Genomic DNA, 22113 nt, shown 5'->3' on the forward strand with positions numbered 1-22113 from the left:
TAAATTTAAATCTTTTTTAATATGAACAATTGATCCGCAACACCATAACATTTATTTTCTTTATTTAACCAAATGTAACGAAAAGAAACATTTGCTCTCTCTCCTTCAAATTTAGGAAACTCAACTTCATACTGATAAACATCATTTGTACCTTTTCTTTTTACACTCTTAACTTCTTGTTTCCACTGAATTATTTTTCCATCAATTTGTTCAATCCGTCCCAAAAGATACGTTGGTTTTTTCTTATTCGTCACACCCGTTAAAAAAACATAATAATTTTCTGGTATCACTCCTGACTTTAATTTTTTATTTGAAAGCTTATCCTCTATTAAGCTATCATTTCTTTCTATTTGACCTTGAAAGAAATCATGACCATTTTCACTTTTTAAAAACACTTGTTCAACAATAGTATTTTTCTTAATTTCTTGTAACTGAATACTTTTCAAATTATCTTTTTCCGTTAAAGTATCTTCAATATTTACAATCGGTTCATCTACTTTCTTTTGACAAGAAACTAAGAAACTAATACTCAATATAAAAAAACAAACTAAAATATATCTTGAGATAAACCTCATTACAACTCCTCCTATTTTAAAAATGAAATAGCAGGAAAAGCCGTATAATCAAGACTCTGAACTATACGACTTTTTCTAGTACTACACAATAAATAATTTCAATTTATAATTTCTAAATCAATATTCAGTGTAAGGTCCACTTGGTCTTACACTATCAGGACTCCAAGCAGTAGGATAAGCATTATTTTCTCTAGAATAACCACCAAATCTCACAGGTACATTTTTTCCATAGTTTTCATATGCGTAATTTTGGAAAAGATACGTTTTACCTGGTTTCACCGTTCCTTCATGCTTACCCGACTCACCTGAAACATTTACCCAATCTCTATTACCTTTACCTTTATTTTTATCAGCTTCTGTCCAAACGTTAAAAGAACCACCGCCCTTCTCACTACTCTTTACACGCATATACATAGAAGTAGGTGTCTCTTTAGGACGTGCATTAGTAAAATCATATGCATTCCAAAGTCTAAAGGTAAATTCTACATGATCATCCTTTGTATCAGCCTTAGTAGGTTCGGTTAAAGCAAAAGTACTAGCTAAAATACCTAACGATAAAACAGATCCAAACATAAAACGACTTTTTTTCTTAATGCTCACTAAAAGCACCTCCGATAATTTGTAGCATTATATTGATTTTATTTTTTTACTAAAGAAACAAACTAAATCTATATAATGCAATTTTAAGATAACAAAAGCAAAATACACTATCAATTGATTCCAGAAAACTTAATATTTTATTTACAATTATAAAATATTGCTAAATTAAACAAAATTAGTATACTCCTAACAAGTACATACTTATGGAGATAATCACATTCAAAATCTCAATACAAAAAAGCGCAGCCATTTCGGCTACGCTTTCGAATTATTATTTAGTTTCGATTAAACCGTATTTCCCATCTTTACGGCCATATACAACATTAGTTTCGTTTGTATCAGCATTTGTGAAGACGAAGAAATTATGTCCTAGCATATCCATTTGTAGGATTGCCTCTTCAACGTCCATCGGTTTTAAATCGAATCGTTTTGTACGTACAAGTTCTAATTCATCTTCTTCTACCTCATCCAAAACAGCTACTGCTTCCGGAAGGATAAAGTTCGTTTTTATAGAACCTTTCTCACGTAACTTACGATTTACTTTTGTTTTATGTTTACGAATTTGTCGCTCAATTTTATCAACTACTAAATCGATAGCAGCGTACATATCGCTATTAGTTTCTTCTGCACGAAGTAATAAATCAGTAAATGGGATTGTTACCTCGACACGTTGCTTGTCAGAGTATACTTTTAAATTAACTTTAATCTCTGGGAATGTATCAAAATAACGCTCTAACTTACTTAGTTTTTTCTCTACATATTCCTTTAATGCTGGAGTTACTTCAATATTTTCACCACGAATGTTGAATTTCATAGATGAATTCCTCCTTTCAAGCCTATGTACTATAATTTCGACATTGGCTTAAAAACTCCTTCTAACTTTTTTAAAAAAATTAGTGGAATTGCGATTTTTTTATCGTTTTTTGTTGAAATGAAAAGATGCATCGTTTCTATCTTTATTTTATCCTATTAACATCGTGAATAACGAATATTTCTGTGGACAATTCGTTACAGAAAAGAAACAACTTTTTGACAACTTACCCTATAACAAAAACCCCTTGCGAAAAACAAGAGGTTCTACTACATATATATAACGTTGCCACAAACGCAGCTTTCTCTTCCCAAAACAATATACCCTACAGTTTCACAACATTAGCTGCTTGTGGTCCACGTGCTCCATCTACAATGTCAAACTCTACTTGTTGCCCTTCTTCCAATGACTTATACCCATCTTGTTGAATAGCAGAAAAATGGACAAATACATCGTCACCATCTTCACGCTCAATAAACCCAAATCCCTTTTCTGCATTGAACCATTTCACTCTTCCTTGCATGTTCATTCCATTCCCTTCACTCTAAAAATCAGGGCATTCGCCCCATATTTTGACTATAACGAATGACAACATATGAAGTCAAAGAAGACTTATCGCCTTTTTATTATCCCTTTCGACACTGTCATATTAACTTCTACAAAGTGTCAAACTAGATACTTCCCTTGCCCCTCTTTCATATAACAAACTTCCGATTTGCCTAACTGTAATCCCTGTCGTATACACGTCATCAACGAGTAAAATATGTTGCCCAGAAAACATCTCTTCTCCCTGAAAATAAAAAGGATTGCTTCCTGACACCCTTTCTTTACGTGTCTTCTTACTTTGCTTTTCTGTTTCCCTTCTTCTTAATGATGGATAAGAAATTTTGACAGGCAAACAAGTTGCTAATAACTCAGCTTGATTAAAACCACGTTCAATTTCCCTTTCCTTACTAAGCGGAACAGCGATAACAGTTGAAACATTGGCAAAACACTTTTGAAATAAACTTCGAAAAGGACGATAAAAAATGTGCACTAACTCTGCATCCCCCCGAAACTTAAACTGCGCTACTATTTCTTTCATCTCATCATCATACATATATAACGAACGGTTTTTAAAAGAACGATACTTCTCCTCTTTCATCCACCTTATACAATCTATACAAATACCGTCTTCTTGAAATGAGACAGGAACAAATTCTAAAGGTCGCCCGCACTCCATGCAAATTTCTCCTATAATATAGGAAAGTTTCTGCTCACATCTATCACATATATATTTTCTATGACACTTTACAAAAAAAGTGTACCAACTAACCTTTTCTACAAAACACTCATCACAAAGTAAACAATGCATTAATCGATCAATCCTTGTTCTTTCGCATTTTTATTCATACCTTGAATATGTTTTTTCGCGCGCACCATCGCCTCTGTCTTGCCATAGTGAAAATAAATGACCTCTCCATATGGTGCTTCAAAGCTCCGCCCTGCTCGGCCCGCAATTTGTACGAGCGCACTTTCTGAAAATATTTCTTCTTCCGCCCCTAAAACTGCAACTTGCAAATTTTTCACCGTTACGCCTCGCTCTAAAATTGTCGTTGTAACTAATAATGGGATTTCTCCCTTTCTGAACGCTGCGACTTTCTCTTTTCTCATCGGATCTTCTGCATGTACCCCTTCAACTTTATTATGCAATGATTTCAATAACGAGCTTATTTCTTCTATATATCGTACATGGGGAACGAATAAAAAAACAGGATACTTTTTGTTTAAGTACATCTTTAACCATTGTAGTAAAACTCGAGGAATTCTTTCACGGTTGAGGCTTTTCTTCCAATTTCCGCACCAGCAAAATAGAGGAACTGGCAACGGATGACGGTGATATCGTCCAGAAACAATAACACCTTTTTGTTCACCTTTTCTAAATTTTCGCTTCCACGTTTCATCTGGAGTCGCAGTTAAATAAATACGCGCCGCTTTTTCTTTCATCGCTTGTTTTACCGCGTACTGTAACATTTGATCTGCACAATATGGAAAAGCATCTATCTCATCTACAACTATGACATGAAACGCCCTATAATAACGTAATAATTGATGCGTGGTCGCAACGACTAGTACTGCATCTTTTTCTTTATCTACACTCCCTCCATATAAAGCCGCTACCTTTATATATGGAAATACTTCTTGTAATCTCGGTGCTAATTCCAAAACAACATCCGTTCTTGGCGTTGCGATACAAACTCTTTCTCCTTTTTGAAGCGCTTCGTTAATACCGTAAAACAACATCTCTGTTTTCCCAGCCCCGCATACAGCCCAAATAAAAAATGATTCTTTTTGCTTAATAGCCTCTATAACTCCTTGCGCCGCCAAATTCTGGCCAGTAGACAACGTCCCGTTCCACTGTAACAAATTTGAATTCTTTTCTCTCTTTCTTTCAGCAATCCCGCGAACAAGTACAGCACATTCACTTACTCTCCCCATCGTTATACACTTCCGGCAATATGTGCACACTTTACTGCACCTTTTACATAAAAACGACGCAAATAGCCGCCGATCTACATTTCCACAGCGTTGGCACATATATTTAGAATTCTTCTTTTTTACACCTTGTACACATACGATCTCTCCCTTCTTTTTCAAATCGTTTAATTTCCTCTGTAAATCTGAAGAAAGTTCTTCTAATAGCAACTGTTTCCCCGCTACCATCAACAATCACCTCCAGCACTACTATAAACCTTTCTCATCATCTCGTAAAAACTCAAAAAAGCCGATAACCTACTTATAAAATAGTAAGCTATCGACTTTATACACTTTTTTTATTGAATTATAATTCTATAATCTTCCGTAACCTAAGAAATGTTTTTGGTTGTAAGAGCTATTTACGCTACCATAAGCAACGCCTGTTGACTCATCAGCAGCATGAATCATTTGACCGCCACCAATGTAAATTCCAACGTGAGATACGCCCGCTCTATATGTGCCTTGTAAGAAGATAAGGTCTCCTGGTTTTGCTTCAGATGGGCTGATTTTTTGTACAGAACTCCATAGACTTCTAGTATCTTGACGACCTAAACCGTAAACGTAAGAGATTAAACCACTGCAGTCAAAACCACCGTTTGAAATTGACGCACTACCCCATACGTATTTTAGACCTACTAAGCCTTTAGCTTTTTCAACAACATCTTGTCTTCCGCCACCATCATTTGTTACTACTGGTGCTGGTTTTTTCGCTTCTTCTTTTTTAGGTTCTTCTTTTTTAGACTCTTCTTTTGGAGCTTGTACAGCATTATTTGCTGGAGCTGCTGGTTGAGCTTGCGTTTGTGCTGGTTGAGCCGCCGCTGGTTGCTGTGCTGGCTGAGCTTGCGCGTCTTTAGCAGCTTGCTCTGCTTGCTTTTGAGCAGCAGCTTCTTGTGCAGCTTTTTCTTGCGCTTCTTTTTCAGCAATTTGTTGTAATTTTAATGCCTGTTGCTCAAGCTCTTTTAATTGGCTTTCCGTACTTGTCATTGTAGTTACAACTGTTTCCATTTTACCGCTTAAATCATTTACTGCAGTTTCTTTTTTCGCTTTTTCAGCGTCAAGATCTTTCTTAGCAGTTTCAATTTGAGCTTGTGCTTCTTTTAATTCTTTTTGTTTCTCTTTTACCGTTGCAACATCTTTTTTCACACTAGCTTGATCTTCTTGTTGTGTTTTCATGATATCTTCATCAGACTCAAGAATTTTAGAAACAGAAGTTAAACGATCAACTAAATCTGCAATGTTTTTAGAGTTTACAAGAACTTCTGTTACAACGTTCGTATTTGGTTGTTCTTGAAGTGCAACTAAACGCTTTCTTAATAGTTCTTCACGTTTTGCAATCTTTGTTTGTAATTCTGCAATATCTTTATTTTTCTTTTCAATTAATTGCTCAGTATCAGCAACTTTTTTCGTTGTTTCATCAAGCTTTGCAGCATTCTCTTGAACAGATTTATCTAAACCTTGAATTGTTTTGTTTAAGTCATTCATTTGCTTTTGTAATTCATCACGTTCTTGTTGTTGTTTATGTAAAGTGTCATTTTGTGTATTAATTTGTGATTTCACGTCAGAAATTTTATCTTCTGCAAATACATTTGGTGTTAGCCCAGAAAACATTAACCCTGCAACTAATGCGCAAGATGCCATTTTTAGCTTTTTCATTTTATTTTTTACACCGCTTTCTTTTTTCTTTTTCCGTATATAACCTATAAAATTTATACCATAATTCGGGATTTTTTTTGCTAATGTTACGTTTTTGTAAAACAAATGTAATATTATATGTAGCTCTAGCGCAAAATTCGTATATTTTTGTATGTGTGTGTAGAAATTTACATACTTTTCTTACTTCTATAAACAAAGAAAAAACGTAAGGAATCCCTTACGTTTTATTAAATATACGAATACAAATGAAATGCTACTTCATCCATTTCTCAGCCCAATTTTGGACCTCATCCATAACACTTTCTAACGCTTTCCCCTTGTCAGTTAAGCCATACTCGATTCGAACTGGTACTTCTGGATAGACATTACGAACTACAATGCCCTCGCTTTCCAATTCCTTCAAACGCTCTGACAACATACGATCGCTCATATTTGGGATAATATCTGCGATTTCTCTAAAACGTTTCGACTCTTCAAGCAAAGATTTAATAATTAAGCCAGTCCACTTCTTACTAAGCAGAGTAAAAGCTGACTCAAACTTTGGACATAAACAAGAATTATGCTCCATATGTTTCACCTCTCTTCTATTATAATATAGTTTCTTGTAAAAAGTAAGTTATAAAACTTTCCTCATTATTTTATTTTACGTACATTTTACCATTTCCAAATATTAACTTGTCAACTAAACGTAACATACCCGTAAAAAAACCCTCTTAAAAAGAGAGCTTTTTATATCTTTATTACTTCGTATACCATCCAAGACCTAATGCACCTTCACCTAAGTGCGTACCAATTACAGCTCCAAAATAACCTGTACGAATTGTGACGTGAGGATATTTTGCTTCTAATTCTTTCTTCCATTCATTCGCTTCTTCTTCACGTTGTGCATGAATGATAACTGCTTCCATAGGTACACCTTTACTTGCTTGCTCATCAAAAATTTCAATGATACGTTTTAATGCTTTTTTACGTGTACGAATCTTTTCAAACGGAATAATGATTTTATCTCTAAAATATAAAACTGGCTTCACTTGTAACAGACTGCCGATGAAAGCTTGCGCGCTATTCAATCGACCACCACGTTGTAAATGATGTAAATCATCAACTACAAAATAGGCGTCCATCGTTTTCTTCATTTCATCAAAACGAGCGATAATCTCTTTTGGGTTCTTTCCTTCACTTGCTAACTTTGCACCTTCACGCACATAAAATCCTTGTACTTCACAACTAATTTCAGAGTCATACGTGTATACATCAATACCCTCTACCATCTGTCCAGCTGTCGTTGATGTTTGATATGTACCACTAATTCCACTTGATAGGTGAATACTAATAACTGCATCATAATCTTTAGCTAGTTCTTCATATAGCTCAACAAACTTTCCGATTGCTGGTTGAGAAGTTTTTGGAAGTTCCTCTTGTTCACGTACTTTCACATAAAAATCATCTGCTGAAATTTCAGCTTCTTCTTGATAAGATTCTGTTCCAAACACAACGTTTAATGGAATCATATATATATTGAGTTCATCACGAATTTGCTTCGGTATATATGCCGTACTATCAGTAACAATAGCTATTTTCATTTTCGTACCTGCCTTATAAAAAGTTTTATTTCCTAATTTTACACGAAAACTACAAATGGTGCATCCATACATGAAAATGCCGGTTGAAATTATACCTACCATCTCGACAAATTACAACAAAAAGATAAAATACTCACCAAAAACTTCAGCATATTTAGAAAAAATGTTTGAATATAAAAAGGCTCGCTTTTAAAATGGAAAGTACTAGTCATTTTGATAGATAGGGGCGTACACAAGTGCTATTACAATATTTAACAATCAAAGACTACGGCGAACACGAAATCGTCATTCAAAAATCAAGATTTATTTGTTATATTAGCCGAGCAACGACTGAGGAAGAGGCTCAAGAATTTATACAAAAAATAAAAAAACAACATTGGAATGCAACACATAATTGTTCCGCTTATTTAATTGGCGAACAAGATCATATTCAAAAAGCAAATGATGACGGCGAGCCTAGCGGTACAGCTGGCGTACCAATGCTGGAAGTACTAAAAAAACGTGGACTAAAAGATACCGTTGTTGTCGTAACACGCTATTTTGGTGGCATTAAACTTGGTGCAGGTGGATTAATTCGTGCATATGGAAAGTGTACAAGCGAAGGCATTAATCATGTCGGTGTTGTCCAGCGAAAACTAATGCGTGTGATGCAAACCGAGATTGATTACACATTACTTGGCAAAGTGGAAAATGAATTACGCAATTCAAAATATGCCATTAAAGATATTCATTATCTAGAAAATGTCACATTTGATACGTATGTAGAAGAAGACGGCAAACAAGCATTTACAGATTGGATGATTGAATTAACAAACGGGAAATGTACAATTACAGAAGGAGATATGTTGTACTTAGAACAAGATGTTATCTAAGCATAACCCTATTTATCACCTTCAAAGATTAATGTAGTGAATTACTTCCCTACAAATGAACTAACGAACTAAGGAGATTATATATGGAAGAACGTTATTATCATCTCCAAAATAGCAGAATAAAAAAGAAGCGAAGAAGGAAACTTTTCTTCTTCCTTATTTTCGCATTTTTATTTGGCAGTATAGGAGTTTATGTATTAAATTCTTACTCTTCTCTTATGGGGATATATAGTGGTTTTACTCGTGAAAAATCAGATTTAAGAGACAAAGATGTAGAAATTACAAAAGAACCTTTTACAATTCTCATTATGGGTATAGAAGATTATGCGACAGATGGTCAAAATGGTCGTACAGACTCATTAATGTTTGCAACAGTCAATCCAAAAACGCAAAAGATTTCACTTATGAGTATTCCTCGTGATTCTCGAGTTAAAATTGTTGGCAAAAATAAGGAAGACAAAATTAACGCTGCCCATGCTTACGGCGGAGAAGAAATGGCAATCAAAACTGTCGAAGGCTTTCTAAAAGTTCCTGTAGACCATTATCTGAAAATTGATTTCCAAGGCTTTAAAGGTATCGTTGATGCTGTTGGCGGCGTTACCGTTGACGTACCCTTCGATTTCTGGGAGCGCTCTGACGTGGATTACTACAAAAAAATTCAATTTAAGCAAGGACAGCAAAACTTAAACGGTGAAGAAGCACTTGCTTACGTCCGTATGCGAAAGCAAGATCCAAATGGCGATTATGGTCGAGCTGCTAGACAAAGACAATTACTGGCCGCTGTTGCTCATAAACTAAACTCCACCTCTACTGTATTTAAAATTAAAGATTTAACAGCTGTCGTTGGAAAATATATAAAAACCGACATTCCTATTTCAGACGGACTTGCTCTTTACAATAAACTTTCTGGATTTGATCCTTCTACAATGCAAACGTTAAAGCTTGAAGGCGAAGACAAAAAGATAGGCGGTATTTATTACTTCCTTCCAGATCCAATCAGTGTAGAAACGGTGCGTAACGAAATTGAAAAAGAATTAGGAGGAAAAGCAAAAAATCCAAATATAAAAAACAACTCAAATCCTGATTCAAATTCAAGTTCTACCTCTAACGAACAAACAAAAAAAGAGACAAACCAAAATAACACACCAACTGATCCGCCACCTTCTACAAATGCTCATGCAGAGTGGATTATGCGCAATCAGCCGTAAAAAAAGGCCCAATCTATCCGATTGGGCCTTTTTTTATTTACTTATTAAAGTGTTGTAAAATCGCTTCTACAATACGCTCTGATGCACGACCATCACCGTAAGGGTTAGATGCTTTCGCCATCTTATCATGAGCTTCTTTATCTGATAACAACTCATCAGCAAGACCAAAGATTGTCTCTTCGTCTGTTCCTGCTAATTTCAGCGTACCTGCTTCAATACCTTCAGGGCGCTCTGTTGTATCACGAAGAACAAGAACTGGTACCCCAAGTGATGGAGCTTCTTCTTGTACACCACCAGAATCCGTTAACATTAAGTATGAACGAGCTGCAACATTGTGGAAATCAATTACATCTAGCGGCTCAATTAAATGAATACGGTTATGTTCACCTAAAATTTCATTTGCTATTTCACGAACAACAGGGTTCATATGAACAGGGTACACAACTTGTACATCTTCATGCTTATCAACAAGACGCTTAATTGCACGGAACATATTACGCATCGGTTCACCTAAGTTTTCACGGCGGTGAGCTGTCATAAGTACAAGACGATCATTTCCAAGTTTCTCTAGTACAGGATGACTATATGTTTCTTTTACAGTCGTTTGTAGCGCGTCAATCGCTGTATTTCCTGTAATGAAAATACGTGACTCATCTTTATTTTCCTTCTGTAAGTTCGTTGCTGATTTTGCTGTTGGTGAGAAATGAAGATCCGCCATTACACCTGTTAATTGACGATTCATCTCTTCTGGGTATGGAGAATACTTATCCCACGTACGAAGGCCCGCCTCAACATGACCTACTGGAATTTGATTATAAAAAGCAGCTAAGCTTGCAATAAATGTTGTTGTTGTATCACCATGTACAAGTACAATATCCGGCTTCGCTTCTTTCATTACTTTATCCAAACCTTCTAAACCACGCGTTGTAACATCAATTAAAGTTTGGCGGTCTTTCATGATATTTAAATCGAAATCTGGCGTAATTCCAAAGATACTTAATACTTGATCTAACATTTGGCGATGCTGTGCTGTTACAGTCACAATCGATTCAATTTTTTCTGGGTGTTTTTGCAACTCTAATACAAGAGGTGCCATTTTAATTGCTTCTGGACGTGTCCCGAAAATTGTCATTACTTTTAAACGTTCAGTCATGTGATTGCCTCTTTTCTTTCACTAATTACAGCTTCTATTATGACATATAAAAATATGCATGAGTACATCCCTTTTTAACGCATAATAGAAACATGTCTATTACAAATACTTTTTCTTCCCACCGAGTAATAATCTATCTTTTGTTTCTTAACATCTTCATCAGTATAACAATTTCTCCCATCAAATAAAATAGGCTCCCTCATAAGTTGTACGTACTTTTCTAACGGATAAGTTTGAATATCTTCCCATTCTGTTACGATAAAAACCGCACTCGCATCTCTAATCGATTCATCTATACATCTACTATATTGTATAGCATCTCCAAATATATTTTTTACATATTGAATTGCCTTTGGGTCGTAAAGAACAATTTCTGCACCTATATTAAGTAATGCTTCTATTATAATAAGAGATGATGCCTCTCTAATATCATCCGTATTCGGTTTAAAGGATGCGCCAAGAACTGCAATCCGCTTTTTACTCATGTTCATAACTTTTTTCGCTTTTTCAATCAATAGCAGCTGTTGCTTATTATTTACTTCAATAACCGCTTTTAACAAACGAAAATCATGAGCAACATTTCCCGCAATTTGCACCAGCGCTTTCGTATCTTTCGGAAAACACGACCCTCCGTAGCCAATGCCCGCATTTAAAAAAGATGCACCAATTCTCTTATCCATTCCCATCCCTTTGGCAACATCCAATACATTCGCGCCTACCTTCTCACATATATTTGAAATTTCATTAATGAAACTAATCTTTGTAGCTAAAAAGGCATTCGACGCGTATTTAATCATCTCTGCACTTTTAATATCTGTAACATACGTTTCTAAACATAATTCACTATACAAACTCTCTACTCTTCTTGCTACTTCCTCGCTATCCGCTCCAATTACAATACGATCTCCATGAAAGAAATCATAAATACCTGAACCTTCACGCAAAAACTCTGGATTCGATACGATATGTACTGTATGCCTCCCTTTTAACTTCTCCTCAATCCATCCCTTCATTACATCATTTGTACCTACTGGAACTGTACTTTTCGTAACAACAATAATATCGTTCGTCGCATATAATCCAATATCGTTACAAGCACTCTGAATATACGTTAAATCTGCCGTCCCATCTAATAAAGGTGGTGTTCCAACTGCAATAAATATAAACTCTACATCATCAAATGCCTCTTCTTTATTTGATGTAAAAATTAAAGCATTATTCTCATATGCATAATTTATTAATTCATGTAATCTAACCTCATAAATAGGTAAATCCCCTTGTTTTATCCGTTCAATTTTTTCATCATCTATATCAAAACATGTAACTGAATGCCCTAATTTTGCCAATCCTACTCCTGTAATCAATCCAACATATCCAGTACCTACTATCGTAATTTTCATTTCCTTTTCGCACAGGAATTTACAATAGAAAAGATATGAAATATAGAACTCTCCCTGCGCTTCCCCCTCTCATATTAAAAATGAGAAAACCCTTTTCCTTCTTCATTATATGAATTACTTCCCTTACTTTTTTTAAAGTTTTTGTAAAATTAAATGCACTATAAAGTAAAACTTAATCAGTGAGAATGAGGCTGCCAGGTCACGTGTAATAAATTCCCACATTTTAACACGAAACTTACTGATTTCTACGTGCAACACTTATAATACTGAAATAAAAGTATTCACTATCGAAGAAAAAGAGGAAATGTCACATTCCGAAGTCCAGTACGATTAACCTTCTCATATGATTCAACATTCTATATACAATTGTCATATATTCTATTCGCTTCCATTAACCGTAAAAAGAAAAAAAGATTGAATTCTAATCTTTTTGTGATACCATATGTTATGAGCCTGTAAATAAACATCATAATTTTCAGATAAATATATTTTCAAAAAAAAATTACGTTAGACTATAAAGGGTGGGGTATTAATGGACTCACAAGTGATTTATGCCATTTTGGCATCTTTCATCACTGTACTTGTCGTTACTCCTTTAGTTATTAAATTAGCTTTTAAAATAGGAGCGACAGATAAGCCAAACGCACGTAAAGTGCACCAAAAGATTATGCCACGTCTTGGCGGGTTAGCAATATTTATTGGTGTAGCTGTAGGATTTGTTGTCGGCGGCTTATATGAGCAAAGAATGTTATCGATAACGCTAGGTGCGATTATCATTGTAATCATCGGAATTTTAGATGATATGTACGAGTTATCTGCGAGAGTAAAATTCGGTGGACAACTGTTAGTTGCCATTATGATTGTAAAAAGTGGATTATTAGTGCAAGTATTATATATCCCATTCCTTGGGGATACTGAACTTGGATGGCTTGCTTATCCAATTACAGTATTTTGGCTTGTAGGTATTACAAATGCAATCAACTTAATTGACGGCTTAGATGGATTATCTGCTGGGATTTCATCTATCGTACTTGCAACACTAGCATATATGGCCTTCACTAGCCCATGGGGTACTGGAACAGCTATTATCTTGCCACTCGCATTAATTATATTAGCAAGTACAATTGGATTTTTATTCTACAACTTCCATCCAGCAAAAATTTTCATGGGAGATACAGGAGCACTATTTTTAGGATACTGTATTTCTGTTATATCGTTACTTGGATTATACAAAAGTGTAACGTTATTCAGTTTTATCGTTCCAATTATCATTTTAGGTGTACCTATATTTGATACGATCTTTGCAATCATCCGTCGTATCGTAAATAAAAAACCTATTTCAGCACCAGATAAATCGCATTTACATCACCGCTTACTTGCAATGGGGTTCTCTCATCGCAAAACGGTACTAATTATATACGCATTCGGTATTTTCTTTAGTGTAAATGCCATTATTTTCACTAGTGCAACGTTATGGCTATCCATTATTCTTCTTTTCGCTTTGATTTTCTTCACAGAAATCATCGCTGAAATAATCGGGCTTGTACATGAACGCTACAAACCAATCATTTCCTTTTATAAAAAAGTGAAAAAACGAGAAGACTAATTGTAGTATAGCCTTTTCAATTATGAAATATTCAAATAGCATCCTCTTTCTTATAAGAGGATGCTATTTTTTATTCTCATTTTATATTTCCAAAATATAGATTGTTTGAGAGTTCCTCTATTGGAGAAAGATATACATAATAAGAAAAGTATCAAGTTTTCTTTTTTACATCTTGATTGTCAAACTGAGGGTGAATGTTATGATCAAGCGAGTATTTCAATGTATTATTTTATTTTTAACGATTACTATGTACGTATCATCTAATACTGAAGCAACAACTGTTATTCCTGCTGAATATCATCCAAATACTGAAACAACTTCTCCTACACAAAAAATTGCGTACTTAACATTTGATGACGGACCAAACAAATATACTACACAAATTTTAAACATCTTAAAAGAAAAGAACGGAAAAGCAACTTTCTTTGTTATTGGTGGAAAAGTACCACATTATAAAAAGACAATGCAACGATTAATTAAAGACGGACATTATATCGGACTTCACAGTATGTCACATGATGTAAAACGCCTTTACACTGGTGACCCTTCCACTTTAATTGCAGAAATGGAGCAAACACAAAGCATTGTCCAGCAAGTTACGAAATTAAATACACATCTCGTTCGCGTTCCATATGGTAGTATGCCTTACTTAAAAAAGAATTACCGTGACGCACTTGTATCGGCCCAGTATAAAATGTGGGATTGGACGATCGATACATACGACTGGAAAAGCTATGACAATCCTTCTGCCATACTCGAAAGAGTACGTAATCAAAGTGATGAACAAGTCGAAGTCATTTTAATGCATGATTCGAGTGTAACCGTACAAATACTGCCAAAAGTAATTGATTATTTACAGTCACAAGGATACAAACTTCTTCCCTATAATCCTTCTTCTCATCTCAAGGTAAATTTTTGGAAAGACACAAGATTGTAACAGCTTTAGTGCCTATGTGCTAAAGCTGTTTTATTTTTCTCTTCCCACCCTTCCCATTTTTGTGTAAAATTTTAAATAGTGATGAAGTTTCGAGGTGAATAGAAATGAAACGAATAGATCTCATTTTTAACGCAATACAAAAAGGCAATTATACAGAAGGTGTAACCGCATCAGAACTCGCTACATTTCTGCAACTAGATCGCGCCAATGTAAGTAGCGATTTAAACAAACTTGTAAAAGATAAACGTTTATTAAAAACAAATACGCGACCTGTTCGTTTTTACATAGAAACGAACACTTCGTTGGAAACGCATTCAAAAGACATAACTTCATTAGATACATTTGCAATTGAAAATACGAGCCTTAAAATTGCAATTGAAAAAGCGAAAGCTTCTATTCTCTATCCTCCAAACGGTATGCATACTTTACTACTGGGAGAAACAGGGGTCGGAAAGTCTATGTTTGCTTCTTTAATGCACGAATATGCAATTGAAGTTGAACAGCTTCCCAAAGATGCACCATTTATCGTCTTTAACTGTGCTGATTATGCAAATAATCCACAGTTACTACTCGGGCAATTATTTGGGATTAAAAAAGGAGCTTATACAGGAGCAAGTGATCAAAAAGGGTTAATTGAAAAAGCACATGAAGGAATTCTTTTCTTAGATGAAGTACATCGCCTGCCTCCAGAGGGACAAGAAATGCTTTTCACCTTTATTGACCGCGGAGTATACCGCCGCCTTGGAGAAACAGAGAACGAACGTAAAGCACAAGTATTAATCATTACTGCAACAACAGAAGAACCAAATTCATTTTTATTAAAAACATTTACAAGACGTATACCGATGACTGTTACGCTGCCACCACTTCGTGAGCGTACACATAAAGAGCGCTTTGCTTTACTACAGCTATTTTTCACAAATGAAGCAATTCGTCTGCGAAAAGACATTCACGTTAGCCCAAATGCAATGCGTGCTTTCGTCTTTTACAATTGTCCCAATAACATCGGTCAATTAAAAACAGATGTTCAAATTGCCTGTGCGAAAGCCTATTCTGATTTGGTCACAAAGAAACGTGATTCTGTCTATGTTTCAAGTACAGATCTACCTTGGTATATGAAAGAAGGGTTGTTCATTGAAAGGAAGAGCCGTCACTTATACCAAATACCAAATGAAACATTTGTATTTACAGGTGAGGAAGGTTGGAGTAATCATAAAACAGAAGATGAAAAACGCTCTTCTATTTACGATTATATTGACTATAAATACGAAGAACTTCAAGCACGTGGTATTGAAGAGGAAGAATTAGAATTACTAATAGAAAATGATGTTCAAAGCTTTTTCGTACAATATTTTAACCAAATATCCAAAAAAACAAGCCATGAAAATGTTTTTAAAATTGTGGATCGTAATATCGTTTCCGTATGTGAAAAAATAGCGGAACTTGCTGAAAAGCATTTATCTAAGACGTTTGATGAAAAAGTATTTCTTGCTTTAAGTTTACATGTACAGACAACTCTACAACGTTTACAAAGCGGAAAACAAATACATCACCCACAATTAAATCAAATTCGTACGAAATATAAAGAAGCTTTTTCCGTAGCTATGCAATGCATTCAACTACTGGAGGAAGAATTACAAATAACAATGCCTATTGATGAAGCTGGCTTTTTAACAATGTTCTTCGTTGTTGATCCAATTCCTGCCTCACAAACAGAAGTAAAAGTATTAATATTAGCACACGGTAATGGCATCGCAACTGAAATGGCAAACGTTGCAAACGAACTTCTCGGTATTGAGGAAGTAACCGGTATTGATATGCCGTTACACGAATCACCGAAAGATTTCTTGGAACGTGTGAAAGTGTATATGAAAACACTACAAAATGTAAATGGGCTTCTCTTACTTGTCGATATGGGGTCACTTGCTTATATCGGTGACATATTAGAAACGGAGTTCAAAATCCCTGTACGTGTTCTCTCGATGACGAGCACACCACATGCACTAGAAGCAGCTCGAAAAGCTCAGCTCGGTTATTCATTAGATGCGCTGTATGAAACAGTAAAAAATTTAACACCGTTTTACTTAAACGTACAAGAAGAAAAGAAAAAACCTCTCTCTCCAATGAAATCTGTTATTTTAACAGCTTGTTTAACTGGTGAAGGAAGTGCTTTAGCTATTCAAAAAATGTTAGAGAACTATTTACGATTTGATAAAGACTTAATTGAAATTATTCCGATTAGTATCGTCCATGAAAAAGATTTAACGAAAATGATCGAGAACATAAAAAAAGAGCGTAATATCATTTGTATCGTCACGAATTTCGATGTGCAAGTGCCGTGCTTAACATATCATTTCCAAGACATCGTAAACTACACAGCGATTCAGCCCATTCAAGAATTAATTACGTATGAAGAAACATATGCAAAAATGGCGGATATTCTTGAACAACAAATGCAGCGTAACGATGGGGCATTACTTATTAAAACAATTCGTTACGCATTAAATACAATTCAAGAATTAATTTCCTTACAGCTAACTCCTGATAGCTTAATGGGGGTTATTCTGCATATGAGCTGTATGGTTGACCGTCTTCAAAAAGGAGAAAGCCTTCTTCCTCACCCTGATAAAGAGAAAAGAAGACAAGATGAATACTGGATGTATATGAAAGTAAAAAAAGCATTGCAACCGATTGAAAATACATTTGAAATACAAATACCTGATGACGAAGTATTTTACGTTATGGACTTCTTTATTAAAAATCAGCCTGTTAAAAATTAATTGAGGCCGTTTTTAAAAATATCGACCGTAACGTGAGTTATATCAGCGATTTTCAAAACATATCGATTTACCGACAATAATCGCTAAAACTAGCACCTTATATAATGAGAAAAGGCTGTTCCAACATATGGACAGCCTTTTCCTCTACTTCTTTACTTTTCTAACTCGCCCTCTTATTTCTCCTCTTTTTTGTGATTTCGTATGAACATTAACATATACATTTGCTTGAATAATTTCTTGAAGTAAATGTACAAATGATTTCCCTTGTAAAGGTCCCTCAAAATCCTCTACATTCACTACACCAGTAATACTTCCCTCGTTCAAACTAATCCCTTGCTCCAGTGGACCATACAAATATAAAACAACAGGACCAATTTGAGTAGACTTCCCTAAATGAATTTGACACGATGTAACCTTTTCTATATTTTTTAGTATTACTCTGTAATGCAATTTCGTTAAATCATCACTAAAAATAAACTCTGCTACCCCAAAAGCTTCTGTATTTACAGGAGGCACTTCCCTCTTACCTGTTAACCTGGCAAAGAAATGTGTTGTCATAAGGCATTCTCCTTATATAAATTTCCCAGCACTACTTCTACTACTTTATGGTTTAGACATAATCATTTATGACTTTTTCAATTTTAATTACAAAGAAAAGATTCACAAAATCTTTACATTAAAATCGTTCCTGTAGATTGAAAGTCTCTTGTATAATGCACATAGAAAAACATTATAGGAGGTTATTTTGAAAAAAAACAAACACATCTTTCACACATTATTAGAGATTTTTCTCGTCTCATTTAAATTAGGACTTACTTCATTCGGCGGTCCTGTCGCTCATCTCGGCTATTTTCACCACGAATATGTGCAAAAAAGAAAATGGATGGATGAACGAAGCTATGGAGATTTAGTAGCGCTATGTCAATTCCTTCCTGGTCCTGCCAGCAGTCAAGTCGGTATGGGGGTTGGATTATTAAGAGGCGGACTATTAGGAGCTATTATTTCATGGATTGGATTCACTTTACCGTCTGTACTTGTTTTGGTTTTCTTCGCCTCATTCCTTAATCAGTTCGATCTTGGAAGTGCTGGCTGGATTCATGGACTAAAACTTGTAGCAGTAGCTATTGTCGCTCATGCCATATGGGGAATGGCGCAAAAGTTAACTCCAGATCGCAACCGTGCGACGATTGCGATTGTAACTGCCGCAATTGCCTTATTATGGCCAAGTAGTTGGACACAAGTCATCCTTATTATAATATGTGGCTTTATCGGCTGGTTTTTATATCGCAACCAACCAATTAGCCAATCTCAAAATATAAAAGTACCTATTTCAAAAAAAATAGCAGTTTCTTGTCTCGTCTTATTCTTTGGACTATTACTACTGCTACCAATATTAAGACCGTTCTCTTATTACATCGCTTTATTTGATAGTTTCTATCGCTCTGGCGCACTTGTATTTGGAGGAGGACACGTCGTGCTGCCCCTTCTTGAAGGTGAGTTCGTACAAAACGGGATGATGACGAAAGAACAGTTTCTAGCTGGATACGGATTAACACAAGCAGTACCAGGACCACTATTTACATTCGCCTCTTATATAGGAGCAGTGTTAAACGGGACGCTTGGGGCAACACTCGCAACAATTGCGATTTTCCTTCCTGCTTTCTTACTCGTTATTGGTGTTTTACCATTTTGGAACAGTGTGAGAAAAATATCTTTCATACAAGGCGCACTACTTGGAGTCAATGCCGCTGTTGTCGGTATTTTAATTGCCGCTTTTTATGATCCTATTTGGACGAGTACAATTATAAATGCTTCAGATTTCGTTTTCGCTTCGCTTCTTTTTTGTTTACTAGCTTTTTGGAAAACGCCACCTTGGGTTATCGTTATACTGGGAGCCTTTGGCGGATATATTCTGTCCATTTTATAAATAAAAAACGACGGCATGATGTAGCCGTCGTTTTTTCTATTAAAACTTCACAAGCTCTATGCCTTCTGGCAACTCACTCTCTGTTAAAATACGCAATTCCTTCACACGATCCATTACGTAAGAAGAACGCTTCACAAGCTCTGGATCAATATAAGCTGGATGAACCATAATTTCTACCGTTTGTTCACCTTGTACTCTTTCTTTTAACTTCACAAAGTAATCTTCCGTCACACCATCCGCATAAAAGTCACTGTAAAACACATCAGAAAATGGATGCACCGCTCTATCTTCCTCACAACGACGAATCGGAACATTATATTTAGCCGCTAATCTCTTAAGAACATCATGTAAAATCGGTAAACCATGCACATGATGATGACTATCTAAATGAGTTGGTGTTAATCCGTAAGATAAAAACTTCTCAATTTGAGCAGTCCATTCTCTCTCAACTTCTTCTGGATTTATATTCCCTTCCCTTACAACACTTTGTTTATGAAACGATCCGTTTTCCCCTACGAGTGACGGTACATCCTTTAACAGTGGTTCTCCTGCCGTTAATACGAGATGTACGCCTACTCCGAGTAGGTTGTACTCTTTCGCTAAGCGTACCGCATGCTCTGTTCCTGGCATATTCATCATCATCGTCGTTGAATTTACAAGTCCATTTATATGCCCATCAATAATGCCGTAATTTGTACCTTCTGTAAGACCGAAATCATCTGCATTTACAATTAACTTAATCATCATAATACCTCCTAATAGAATAAAAAAAGCGGGCTAAATAGCGCCGCTTTTACTTCTCTACCTTTTTGAAGAACTGCGGAAGATACTCTTTATGTGCTTCCAACATTTCATCTAAAATTTGTTTTGCAACTTTATCTGATGGTACAAGTGGATTGATTGTCATAGCAAGCAGCGCCTTATGATAATCCCCTGTAACAGCAGCTTCAATTGTTGTGCGCTCGAATGATTTAATTTGTTGTACTAAACCGCGAACTGGTACTGGAAGGTCTCCAACTGCAATTGGTTTTGGGCCTTCTTTCGTAATAATACAGTTCACTTCAACAGCTGAATCATGTGGTAAGCTTGCAATTGTTCCGTTGTTTCGTGTATTAACAGGCTGGATATCACCTTTATTATTGTAAATAGACGTAATTAAGCTACATGCTGCATCACTATAATAAGCTCCGCCACGTTTTTCTAATTGTGGTGGTTTAATATCTAAGTTCGGGTCTTTATATAACTCAAATAAATCATTTTCTAATTGTTTTACTACTTCTGCACGTGTACCTTTTTCAACAGAAGCTTCTTTCTCTTCTTCTAACATTTCACGTGTTTTGTAGTAGTAACGGTGGTATGGACATGGAATTGCACGAAGTCCTCGAATAAAGTCTGGTTCCCAGTTAAGCGCTGCGATATTTTCCATCGTAATTTGCTTTTCTGGATCTGTCACAAGCTCTAACACACGATCCATTACACTCACGCCATCTAAATATACGTCTAATCCATATACCATATGATTTAAACCTGCGAAATCAACGTGAACACGACTCGCATCTACTTCAAGTAATTTTGCAAGACCCATACGAATTCCGATTGGAACGTTACATAGACCAACTACTCTTTGAATATTTGTATAACGAAGAACAGCTTCTGTTACCATACCAGCTGGATTTGCAAAGTTAATTAACCATGCATTCGGACAGAGCTCCTCCATATCTTTACAAATATCTAAAATAACAGGAATCGTTCTCAACGCTTTGAATAAACCACCAGGACCATTCGTTTCCTGACCGATTACATCATATTTTAATGGGATTGCTTCATCTTTTGCACGTGCTTCTAATAAACCAACGCGAAGTTGTGTTGTTACGAAGTCAGCATCTTTTAATGCCTCGCGACGATCAAGTGTTAAATGTACCTCGATTGGTAAACCTGATTTTTTCACCATACGTTTCGCTAAGTTACCAACGATTTCTAACTTTTCTTTTCCTGCCTCAATATCTACTAACCAAATTTCACGAACAGGCAGTTCATCATAACGCTTAATAAATCCTTCAATTAACTCTGGTGTATAACTAGATCCACCGCCGATTGTAGCAATTTTAATTCCAGTCATGTTTTATTCCCCTTTCGCTTCAAGCTTTTTATAAAGATCGATAAACTCTGCTGCTAATTCTTTCACTGTAATCGCATTCATTAAATGATCTTGTGCGTGAATTAAAAGAACACTAACCTCTGTTTTTTCTCCTCTTGCTTCTGATTGTATGAGCTCTGTTTGGAAATGATGCGCTTCATTAATCGCTTCTTTTGCCTTTACCATCGCTTCATCTGCTTCTACCATTTTCCCCTGTTTGGCAAATTGAAGTGCCTCCATCGCAAAGCTTCGTGCGTTACCACTATTTAAAATCAATTGGAATGGAATTTGTTCTGCTGTAGTCATCATAATTACCGCCCTCTCTATAAGGTTCAACCGATTTAAATACCCCTT

At 35.6% G+C, this 22113-nt stretch carries 21 protein-coding genes; 6 read left to right on the forward strand and 15 right to left on the reverse strand.

The annotated features are described in order from the left end of the window. Positions 1–5 precede the first annotated feature (5 nt). The 9 genes from ACUL40_RS18135 to ACUL40_RS18175 form a co-directional block, all read right to left on the reverse strand. The gene (locus ACUL40_RS18135; protein WP_001211060.1) at positions 6–575 is read right to left on the reverse strand and encodes a hypothetical protein; all 570 of its coding nucleotides are present in this window, start codon (positions 573–575) and stop codon (positions 6–8) included. 117 nt (positions 576–692) lie between these two features. After that, a complete protein-coding gene (locus ACUL40_RS18140; protein ID WP_445422792.1) occupies positions 693–1175 on the reverse strand; it encodes a hypothetical protein in 483 nt (160 codons plus the stop codon). Between the two features lie 271 nt (positions 1176–1446). Then, a complete protein-coding gene (hpf, locus tag ACUL40_RS18145) occupies positions 1447–1989 on the reverse strand; it encodes a ribosome hibernation-promoting factor, HPF/YfiA family (RefSeq protein WP_000671185.1) in 543 nt (180 codons plus the stop codon). A 322-nt stretch (positions 1990–2311) separates the two neighbouring features. After that, positions 2312–2509, reverse strand: a complete 198-nt coding sequence (gene cspC, locus ACUL40_RS18150; RefSeq protein ID WP_001990088.1) for a cold shock protein CspC — start codon at positions 2507–2509, stop codon at positions 2312–2314. Positions 2510–2635: 126 nt separating this feature from the next. Further along, on the reverse strand, positions 2636–3340 hold the full coding sequence (locus ACUL40_RS18155; RefSeq protein ID WP_033693505.1) for a ComF family protein: 705 nt from the start codon (positions 3338–3340) through the stop codon (positions 2636–2638). Beyond that, positions 3340–4689: an ATP-dependent helicase ComFA gene (gene comFA / locus ACUL40_RS18160; RefSeq protein ID WP_000225359.1), complete on the reverse strand. Its 1350-nt coding sequence runs from the start codon at positions 4687–4689 to the stop codon at positions 3340–3342. Before comFA ends, ACUL40_RS18155 begins: the two co-directional genes overlap by 1 nt. 126 nt (positions 4690–4815) lie before the next feature. Further along, positions 4816–6261, reverse strand: a complete 1446-nt coding sequence (locus tag ACUL40_RS18165; protein WP_000499476.1) for a C40 family peptidase — start codon at positions 6259–6261, stop codon at positions 4816–4818. A 148-nt stretch (positions 6262–6409) separates the two neighbouring features. Then, positions 6410–6724 carry a winged helix-turn-helix transcriptional regulator gene (locus tag ACUL40_RS18170; RefSeq protein WP_000400857.1) on the reverse strand — a complete coding sequence of 105 codons (315 nt, stop codon included), beginning with the start codon at positions 6722–6724 and terminating at the stop codon, positions 6410–6412. 172 nt (positions 6725–6896) lie between these two features. Then, positions 6897–7739, reverse strand: coding sequence for a DegV family protein (locus ACUL40_RS18175; protein WP_000684725.1), 843 nt, complete (start codon positions 7737–7739; stop codon positions 6897–6899). Positions 7740–7975: 236 nt separating this feature from the next. On the opposite strand from ACUL40_RS18175, the gene ACUL40_RS18180 reads away from it, so the two are divergent. Further along, positions 7976–8611, forward strand: a complete 636-nt coding sequence (locus tag ACUL40_RS18180; protein ID WP_000926669.1) for a YigZ family protein — start codon at positions 7976–7978, stop codon at positions 8609–8611. Positions 8612–8694: 83 nt separating this feature from the next. Continuing rightward, positions 8695–9819, forward strand: coding sequence for an LCP family protein (locus ACUL40_RS18185; RefSeq protein WP_065382497.1), 1125 nt, complete (start codon positions 8695–8697; stop codon positions 9817–9819). A gap of 37 nt (positions 9820–9856) precedes the next feature. On the opposite strand, the gene wecB is transcribed toward ACUL40_RS18185, so the two are convergent. Further along, positions 9857–10972, reverse strand: a complete 1116-nt coding sequence (gene wecB / locus ACUL40_RS18190; RefSeq protein WP_000140145.1) for a non-hydrolyzing UDP-N-acetylglucosamine 2-epimerase — start codon at positions 10970–10972, stop codon at positions 9857–9859. Positions 10973–11046: 74 nt separating this feature from the next. After that, positions 11047–12372 carry a UDP-glucose dehydrogenase family protein gene (locus ACUL40_RS18195; protein ID WP_000704930.1) on the reverse strand — a complete coding sequence of 442 codons (1326 nt, stop codon included), beginning with the start codon at positions 12370–12372 and terminating at the stop codon, positions 11047–11049. Positions 12373–12904: 532 nt separating this feature from the next. Between ACUL40_RS18195 and ACUL40_RS18200 the strand changes: the two genes are divergently transcribed. From ACUL40_RS18200 to ACUL40_RS18210, 3 genes are all read left to right on the forward strand, one after another. Beyond that, a complete protein-coding gene (locus tag ACUL40_RS18200; RefSeq protein ID WP_000378319.1) occupies positions 12905–13978 on the forward strand; it encodes a glycosyltransferase family 4 protein in 1074 nt (357 codons plus the stop codon). A gap of 199 nt (positions 13979–14177) precedes the next feature. Next, on the forward strand, positions 14178–14915 hold the full coding sequence (locus ACUL40_RS18205; protein ID WP_000597149.1) for a polysaccharide deacetylase family protein: 738 nt from the start codon (positions 14178–14180) through the stop codon (positions 14913–14915). Between the two features lie 104 nt (positions 14916–15019). Then, on the forward strand, positions 15020–17695 hold the full coding sequence (locus tag ACUL40_RS18210; RefSeq protein WP_000820967.1) for a PRD domain-containing protein: 2676 nt from the start codon (positions 15020–15022) through the stop codon (positions 17693–17695). Between the two features lie 144 nt (positions 17696–17839). On the opposite strand, the gene exsM is transcribed toward ACUL40_RS18210, so the two are convergent. Further along, complete coding sequence (gene exsM / locus ACUL40_RS18215) at positions 17840–18253, reverse strand: exosporium regulatory protein ExsM (RefSeq protein WP_000207046.1); 414 nt, start codon at positions 18251–18253, stop codon at positions 17840–17842. Between the two features lie 187 nt (positions 18254–18440). Here exsM and ACUL40_RS18220 point away from each other — a divergent pair, with 187 nt between their 5' ends. Further along, on the forward strand, positions 18441–19622 hold the full coding sequence (locus ACUL40_RS18220; protein WP_065212333.1) for a chromate transporter: 1182 nt from the start codon (positions 18441–18443) through the stop codon (positions 19620–19622). Positions 19623–19661: 39 nt separating this feature from the next. Here the strand turns inward: ACUL40_RS18220 and chbG are convergent, their stop codons facing one another. The 3 genes from chbG to ACUL40_RS18235 are packed head-to-tail and all read right to left on the reverse strand — an operon-like array spanning position 19662 to position 22068. Then, positions 19662–20366, reverse strand: a complete 705-nt coding sequence (gene chbG / locus ACUL40_RS18225) for a chitin disaccharide deacetylase (protein ID WP_016123775.1) — start codon at positions 20364–20366, stop codon at positions 19662–19664. A gap of 49 nt (positions 20367–20415) precedes the next feature. Further along, on the reverse strand, positions 20416–21741 hold the full coding sequence (gene celF, locus ACUL40_RS18230; RefSeq protein ID WP_000145750.1) for a 6-phospho-beta-glucosidase: 1326 nt from the start codon (positions 21739–21741) through the stop codon (positions 20416–20418). Between the two features lie 3 nt (positions 21742–21744). Continuing rightward, positions 21745–22068 carry a PTS lactose/cellobiose transporter subunit IIA gene (locus tag ACUL40_RS18235; protein ID WP_000989059.1) on the reverse strand — a complete coding sequence of 108 codons (324 nt, stop codon included), beginning with the start codon at positions 22066–22068 and terminating at the stop codon, positions 21745–21747. Between the last annotated feature and the right edge of the window lie 45 nt (positions 22069–22113).

Source organism: Bacillus sp. KNSH39 (assembly GCF_052656585.1).